At 36.2% G+C, this 7,961-nt stretch carries 6 protein-coding genes; 1 reads left to right on the top strand and 5 read right to left on the bottom strand.

The genetic code is table 11. From position 1 onward, the window contains the following. A partial coding sequence (locus DXD92_RS15365) for a tetratricopeptide repeat protein (RefSeq protein WP_147399309.1) occupies positions 1–1,800 on the top strand: 1,800 nt, incomplete at its 5' end. 111 nt (positions 1,801–1,911) lie between these two features. Here the strand turns inward: DXD92_RS15365 and DXD92_RS15360 are convergent. From DXD92_RS15360 to DXD92_RS15340, 5 genes are all read right to left on the bottom strand, one after another. Beyond that, positions 1,912–3,102 carry an ABC transporter permease gene (locus DXD92_RS15360; protein ID WP_118640950.1) on the bottom strand — a complete coding sequence of 397 codons (1,191 nt, stop codon included), beginning with the start codon at positions 3,100–3,102 and terminating at the stop codon, positions 1,912–1,914. Next, positions 3,095–3,979, bottom strand: coding sequence for an ABC transporter ATP-binding protein (locus DXD92_RS15355; protein ID WP_055265596.1), 885 nt, complete (start codon positions 3,977–3,979; stop codon positions 3,095–3,097). Before DXD92_RS15355 ends, DXD92_RS15360 begins: the two co-directional genes overlap by 8 nt. Then, complete coding sequence (locus DXD92_RS15350) at positions 3,963–4,742, bottom strand: hypothetical protein (protein WP_117805393.1); 780 nt, start codon at positions 4,740–4,742, stop codon at positions 3,963–3,965. Before DXD92_RS15350 ends, DXD92_RS15355 begins: the two co-directional genes overlap by 17 nt. Further along, positions 4,729–5,268 carry an RNA polymerase sigma factor gene (locus DXD92_RS15345; protein WP_055265592.1) on the bottom strand — a complete coding sequence of 180 codons (540 nt, stop codon included), beginning with the start codon at positions 5,266–5,268 and terminating at the stop codon, positions 4,729–4,731. Before DXD92_RS15345 ends, DXD92_RS15350 begins: the two co-directional genes overlap by 14 nt. A gap of 142 nt (positions 5,269–5,410) precedes the next feature. Then, positions 5,411–7,960 (bottom strand): ABC transporter permease, encoded by a 2,550-nt coding sequence (locus tag DXD92_RS15340; protein ID WP_118640948.1) that lies wholly within the window; start codon positions 7,958–7,960, stop codon positions 5,411–5,413. Position 7,961 lies beyond the last annotated feature (1 nt).

The following is a 7,961-nucleotide window of genomic DNA, read 5'->3' as shown; positions in this document are numbered from 1 at the left end:
GACAGTGAGGTTCCGAAACCATGCCGTCATTTTATCGGAAGAGATAAAGAACTGGAAGAATTATATACCATGCTTGAAGAAAACCGCCATGTTTTTCTTTGCGGAATTGCCGGTATTGGAAAAAGCGAACTTGCCAAAGCCTACGCAAAACATTACAAAGAGCATTACACTAACATTCTATATGTAGAATATACCGGCAATCTTCATCAGGATATTACTGACATGGATTTTATTGACGATCTGCCGGAAAGCACTGAACAGGAACGGTTTCAAAGACATAACCGTTTTCTGCGTTCCCTGAAATCTGATACTCTGTTGATCATAGATAATTTTAATGTCACTGCTACACAAGACAGCTTTCTGTCAGTAGTATTAAAATATCGCTGCCAGATTTTGTTTACAACCAGAAGCAGACTGGATGAATACTGTACTCTGCCATTAAAAGAAATATCAGATATGAACGCTCTCTTCCAACTGGCATCAGTATTTTATTCAGAGGCAGACACGTACCGGGCAACAGTTGAAAAAATCATCGAAACTGTTCACTCTCATACTTTTGCCGTGGAACTGGCAGCAAAACTTCTGGAAAATGGAATCTCGACTCCAGACCAGTTATTAACAAGACTTCAGGCGGAAAAAGCATCTTTCCATAACGAAGATAAAATTAAAATAATCAAAGATGGACAAAGCAGCAAAGCCACCTATTACAATCATATCCATACGCTGTTTTCTCTATACACTTTATCTCTTAAACAGCAGGATATCATGTGTAATCTATGCTTTCTTCCTTCCACCGGTATTTCTGCCCGTATATTTGCCAAATGGCTGGAACTGCCCACACTAAATGAAATCAACGATTTAATTGAGACTGGTTTCGTTCAGACAACAACACGTCGCACACTCTCTCTGCATCCGATGATTCAGGAAATCACTCTTTCAGAGACAAAACCATCTGTAAGTAGTTGCCACACATTGCTGGATTCTTTACAGCACATATGTTTAATGCATGGAATGGAAGTAGATTATTATAAAAAGCTATTTCAAACAATAGGAAATATCTTAGATCTGATTGAAAAAGATGATATGCCAAAGTATCTGCTTTTTTTGGAAAATGCATTTCCATACATGGATAACTATAACTATCACAAAGGTATGAAGGAAATCATTCAGGAACTGAAGGTACTGTTAAAGACAAAAAGCATTGGCACCGACTCTGACCGGGCGTTATTACTGGATTTTCAGGCAGCCCTTGAAACCCAACCTGAAAAAGCAATAAAACTGGAAAAAAATGCACTTGCCCAGATAGAAAATATCACTGCTGACAATGCTCGCCTCGTTTCTAACCTTCATGCCAATCTCGGAGGACTTTACCGCATGAACGGTTATCCCGATCTTGCAAGAGAACACATGGAAAAAAGCATCTCACTGCTTGACCAATTTAACCTGCTTCATATAAATGACAGCATACCTCAGATTGCCAATTATGCAATGTTCCTGACAAAACAGCAGGAACCCGAAAGAGGAATCTCCGAATTGCAAAAATTATCCGGTATCATCAAGGAATACCATTCCGATGAATGTCTGGATTATGCCAAAGTACAGGAAAACCTTGCAACCATTTATCTGATGACCGCCAATCTTTCACAAGCCAAAACACATTTTAAAAAAGCTTTCAAAATATATGAAAAGATCTTGGCTGATGAGCCTGAAATGATTGAAGCAAAATATCGGGAGATTCAGGAGTTATATCCACAGATTGGATTTTCCATTGGAAAAACTCTATCTGGTCTTTTAACATAATACGTGCAATTTAAGGCGGGCAACTTGCCCGCCTTAAATCTTTAAATTATGCTTTGATTTTTCCAGAAAATATTTTACTTACTTTGTTTTTCATGAGTATGAATACAATTTTTACTTATTTCCGTATCTGCGAAAACTCTTATAAATAAAAGGCAGTAAGGCTATTGCCATCACGGTATACATTACCATTACAAGCGGAATTTGTCGAAATACACAATTCCCAATCTGATAAATAAGTGGGACTTTTACACTTGCCTGTACATTTGTCAAAATTGTTGGTATCAAATTGAAAAGCGTTGTATACCCAGAAAGTGCCCGTCCTATAAATGGCAATAAGCAATATAAAAAGAACGGAATGCAAACAGCGACACTAATTGTATGCATTTTAGCCGCTACTAACATAGACATTGAAGCCGCCAGCATACTGGCTATAAATCCACATACAACTGTCAACAAATAGTATTGTCCATATGACATAATGTAAATACTATATGCCTGATACATTTGATAGGGTGTATTCATACCACTGGTTCCCATAATTCCAAAGCAAATCACACTAAGTAATATAATTCCCATACAATAAATCATAACTGTCGTAACTATTCCTGCCAGTATTTTTGTTTTAACAGCTTTTGTACGTCCATACTTTGTAGAGAAAAATACTGCATCTGCTTTTGTCTGAAAATCATCTGCAAATATTCCAGCACAAATAAAACCAACTATGATTGCCAGAATAATAGAATACGTTTCTACATACATAATCATAGTATCCCATGAACTATAAGATTCGTATTCTACTGGTAATTTTATTTCATTATATTTCTTTTCCAAGTATTTTTTCTGAACAGCAGTCTTTCCATATTCTTCTGCCATCTTTTTCATATTTTTATGATAAGTGTTATAGAACTCTTGTATATTTTCTTCTGTAATTTGATTCAGAACACTTTCATCATATTCTGCATCCGGTGTTAATACCGATATTATAAAACCCCTAATATCATCTATCGGTTGTAATGTCGTTCCGTAAATCGCATTTTCTTCTGAGGATTGTGTCACCGCATTTTTATTTTGTTCTATAACTTTTCCAAGTTCATCTTCTGTCAATGTACCTTTCCATGCTCGTCTGTTATCTGTAAGTTTTCTTGTTGCCATAATTCCAGTACTAGCATTTCCATTCTCATCCACATAGCGATTACTTGTAACTGCAAATCCGCTAAAAATGACAGCAAGTATCAATGCCAATCCGATTGCAAATACATTAATTTTCTTTGAAAAAATTCGTTTTAATTCTAATTTAAGCATCTTGTTTTTCCTCCGATTTTTCTCCAAAATAAAATAGAAATGCATCTTCCAGATTTTTTTCTACAGCCACAGCATCTTCTGTTGGCTTTTCTATTGAAATAATTCTAAGCTCTGCTCCGGTTTTTGTTGTTTTTATATTTCCAACCAAATATTCATTCATATATTTGTCTATCATACTTCTCGAAACATTACATTGCCATACCTTTTCTTTCATAGAAGATACTAAATCTTCCGCAGTACCTGCATAAAAAAGTTCTCCATCTTTCATTAACATAATGTTATTCGCAATGTACTCAATATCCGATACAATATGTGTAGACAAGAGCACCAAACGTTCTTCCGACAATTCACTAATTAAATTACGAAAACGTATTCTTTCATTCGGGTCTAATCCAGCGGTAGGTTCGTCCAGGACAAGAATTTGCGGATCGTTTAACATCGCCTGTGCTATTCCTACACGTCTAACCATTCCTCCAGACAAATTCTTCATTTTTCTTTTACTGAATTTTTCCATTCCTACTTGATTTAATAATTGCTTCACTTTTTTTCTGGCAAACGGCATTTTTAACCCTTTTATAGAAGAAATGTACATCATATAATCATATACGGTCAAATCTGGATAATATCCAAAATCCTGTGGTAAATATCCCAGAACTTCTCGGTATTCACCTCCTAGTTTCCATATATCTTTACCATTCCATAATATTTGTCCTGCTGATGGTTGAACAATCGTACAAAGCATACGCATTAATGTGGTCTTTCCTGCTCCATTTACTCCAAGCAGTCCATAAATTCCTTTTTCCATAACACAATTCACTTTATTAACAGCATTTACTTCTCCGTATTGTTTTGTTACATTTTTAAATTCTAATTTCATACGTGTAATCCTCCAAAATTTTTTCATCAAATACTAATGACTTCTGAACACAAAAAACAAAATATACAAAAGTCAATATCAGCATAGCCACCCATACCGGAGTTACAATTTTCTGATAAATAACATCATTTGCAACAATCATCATCCATAAACCAACCCATACCAGACAAGAAAGCACTGCTATATATTCTGATTTTTCCCATCTGCTGTACAATACACGAAAACATATACAACATGAAACATTTACCGGAAGCAAAAAATTAACCACCAAATCACTTAACGAGAGTATTGTTGTTTGATATGTAATTGCCAAAAACACCATAACGATCACCAGATCCACTACTCCAAACATTAACATTCTTGCTGTACAAATCTGACGCAGTGTGTAATAAGACGCCTGCTCAATCTCAATCGCACCATTTCTTCTGTTTTTCCAAATTTCCGGGATAATCAGAACCACAAATATTGTGGCAGATATTCCCATAATCCTCATCATATCTTTTATGTCTGACGTATAATTACTCAACCATATCCATAGACACATAAGAACACAACCTTGTAAAATCCACCATCTTTTTTTTATGAATTTTGTCTGCTCATACAAAAATTCAAAATAAGATGTTCTATGCGATTGTTTCGATAAAACCGACTCTGACAAAATATTCTGACATGCTTTTACTGTTTTGTTCTCTGCTTCAGCCCTTACATACTTTTCTTCAATCTCCTCTTTATATTCCTTTATTTGTTGCTTATAATTCTTCATCTTTTTTCACCTCCAACTCTTTCATTAAAAGTTCTTTTGCTCTTCCGATTCGATATTTTACAAGAGAAAATTTGATATGAAGTAATTCTGCAATTTCTCTTTGCTTCAATTCCTGAAAAAAATATAAAACTGCCGTTTCTCTAATTTCTTCCGGTAACTTTCTCACTGCCTGTTCAATAGTTAATCGGACTCCTAGCTCTTCTACATGATTTTTACTACAGTCCTCTGATTTTAGCAGTTCCTCTGATGGAATATCTTTTTTCTTTTTGTAATAATTTTTAACGGTATTTCCGGCAATTGTATAAAGATAATTCTTAACTTTTCCATATTCTTTATATCTATATAAATTGGAAAAGAAACGTGTAAACACTTCTTGTGTCAAATCCTCTGCCTCATATGGATCATTGATATGTAGCAAACAATATTGATATATACTTGAGTAATATTTTTTGACCAGTTTTTCACACGCATCTTCATCTCCTGCTCTTGCTAGATGTACTAACAAAGAATCAGTTTTGTATTCCATTCGCAAATTTGCCTCCCTCTGTTTTCTAAATAATATAACAATCCTACTATAAAAAAAGTTAGGATTCTTTTGTTTTTATTTATATTTTTCTAAAAAGGCGCATGGATTCATCAAATCCATACGCCTAATTTACATATTGTTATTATTCTTTCCGAATCCTTTCAACAATGCTTTCCCGACTCATCTTTTCAAACTGATACTTTGGTATCACATACGCAATCCCAACCAAAATTGGAATCATAAGCACACATGGCACGATTGTAAGATGCAGCCGGAAGAAAAATGCCGTACCGAGCGTATTTACTAAAATCTGCTTTGCTCCAAATACAATTAGCAATACTGCAATCACAAATGCGCCTCCCAAATATAGGAATCCCTCAGTCACTAGCATTTTCGATACCTGTTTTTTCGTCATTCCCACAACTTCCAAAAGTGCCAGTTCTTTTTTTCTGCTGATTACAGAGGTTGCTGTTGTATTAAAGAAATTCATAATGCCAATAAAAGCTAAAATAACAACAAGAAAACTACCGATCATATAATATTTACTGACATACCGCTGAAAGCTCTCTTTCATGTCCAATACAGAAAACACGTTGATCATATCATTTTCTTTCAAAATATTTTTATCAATGTATTCTTTTATCTGCTTGTCCTCGCCCTTCTTTGCATCAATGGCAGCATACATGGCTGATTCATTTCCTGTCTGGGTGATATACTCCTCTTCGGGAACCAATACCGTGATATAGATACAGTCCGCATACGGATAATCCAATGCATATGGCATCAGTGCTTCTCCGATGACTTCGTAATCTTTTTGGTTTCCATTTTTGTAATCCATCTGAAAAATACCCCCAGTCTGATAATAAGAAACCGGACGCTCTGCATATTTATTACCATAATCTACAAGCACATAATTTCCGCTTTTAAATGTATCCCAAGAGCATTTTTCCCCTCTCCATTCTAATTTGTCAAACACCGACTCGCTGATTCCGAGAAAATGAACACTTACTGTATTGGAAGCCTTTGCCTCTTCCCAAACCTGTTTTTCATAATCGTTCCAGTTTTTTTCATATTTATCTGCGAATGCTTCCCATGTTTTCAGAAGTTCCGGCTCCATCTTGTGGGTTTCCTCAGAATAATACACATATCCTGTCTTAGCACTATCAGGACATTCGTCCAGAATCTCTTTGATTTCAGGTGTAATACCGTTGAAATTCGTATTTAACAAACTTCCCGTCATCTGATCCAGTTGAAAATCGGAAGCTAAAAGCACTTTTCGGTAAGAATCAAAATCATATCCCTGCACCAGCATCACGATACAGTTGACAACCACCATAGAAAGAGCGATAGAAAGCATAACAATCAATCCCTTTTTCCAATTTCGTAACACATTTTGAACTGCCATTCCCCACCAGGTTACAGAAGTATTCTTTTTTATTTTCCTATGTGACTGCTCTCCCTCTGCCAAACGCAGAGCTTCCACAGGAGATACCCTTTCCACCATTTTACAAGCCTGCAGACTAGAGAGATACACCGTTAAAAGTGTCAAAAGCGCTGCTGCAAGAAAAATCAAAGGATTTGCTGATACTACTGTCTGAGCAGTCTGTCCTGCCTGTGCACTAATTTCAGCATCTGCTGTCAAGGACGGAGCCATACAAAGACCTGCAAGATAACCACAAAGCAATCCGATTGGAATACCAATAGCTGATAATCTCCACGCCTGCATACGTACAATTTTTTTCAACTGCTTTCCCGTTGTTCCCACGTTCTTTAACAATCCGTAAGCCCGGATATCAGTTTTCACAGAAATGTTAAAGATATTATAAATAATCAGGTATCCAGCTAATATAACAAATAGAATCATTATAATTAAGGAAGAAAATGAAAATGAATCCTCTTCAAAGAGATTATATGCCGGATTGACTTCCATTCCTGTCCCAGCTTTCGTAAATCCCGCTGCTTTAGATATCTTTTCCGTTTTCTTTTCCAGATTCCAAAGGTTCTTGTACCAGAGAAAATACTCTTTTCCTCCATTGTAGATACCATTTTCTAATTCTTCCTGCGTAACGGGATAACGATTCTCCTTTGCATAGGCTTCGGATACCCAGACCATCTGACCTAAAACAGCTTTGTCTCCTTGCCAGAATCCACATATCTTAAACGTATCTGTCTTATATTGTTTCAGCATGGGATTTACTTCCCAGGTCAGCGTTACTTCTTCCCCAATCTTTGGTGTAACTCCCAGAGATTCCAATACCATGCTGCTAAGTGCTACTTCATTTTCTTTCTCCGGCAGTCTTCCTGTGGTTGGCAGACAATTAAAACTTTCTGCCGTATTTTCATCTGCATATCGGACCTCTACGGAAAAACCAAACCTTTCGTCCATTCCAGCTCCCAGAAAAATACCGGAACCATATCGCTTAACATCTTCACTCTGTTCGATTGTTTGCTGCAATCGCTTTGCATCTTCTTCTGACAGATTCTGTGCACTGGCATGGGCAGAATCCATAAACTGCTTAATTTCCGTTGCTCTTTTGGAAAGAATCATAGATACACTTCCCACAAAGAGACTTGTGAATAAAAGGGAAGTCAGAATGATTGCAATAACGGCAATAACATTCCTGGCGCGATTCATTTTCATAAAACGACTCGTTAATAATCGTAACGTCTCTTTATTCTCTACTTTTACCATA

The organism is Blautia sp. TM10-2 (genome assembly GCF_003480845.1).
In the GTDB taxonomy this organism is placed as follows: domain Bacteria; phylum Bacillota; class Clostridia; order Lachnospirales; family Lachnospiraceae; genus Fusicatenibacter; species Fusicatenibacter saccharivorans.
This window is presented reverse-complemented; position numbering and strand designations above follow the sequence as displayed.

Bases quoted from the DNA above. Each gene is read 5' to 3' on its own strand.
- DXD92_RS15360 (WP_118640950.1), bottom strand. From the start codon at position 3,102: ATGCTTAAATTAGAATTAAAACGAATTTTTTCAAAGAAAATTAATGTA.
- DXD92_RS15355 (WP_055265596.1), bottom strand. From the start codon at position 3,979: ATGAAATTAGAATTTAAAAATGTAACAAAACAATACGGAGAAGTAAAT.
- DXD92_RS15350 (WP_117805393.1), bottom strand. From the start codon at position 4,742: ATGAAGAATTATAAGCAACAAATAAAGGAATATAAAGAGGAGATTGAA.
- DXD92_RS15345 (WP_055265592.1), bottom strand. From the start codon at position 5,268: ATGGAATACAAAACTGATTCTTTGTTAGTACATCTAGCAAGAGCAGGA.
- DXD92_RS15340 (WP_118640948.1), bottom strand. From the start codon at position 7,960: ATGGTAAAAGTAGAGAATAAAGAGACGTTACGATTATTAACGAGTCGT.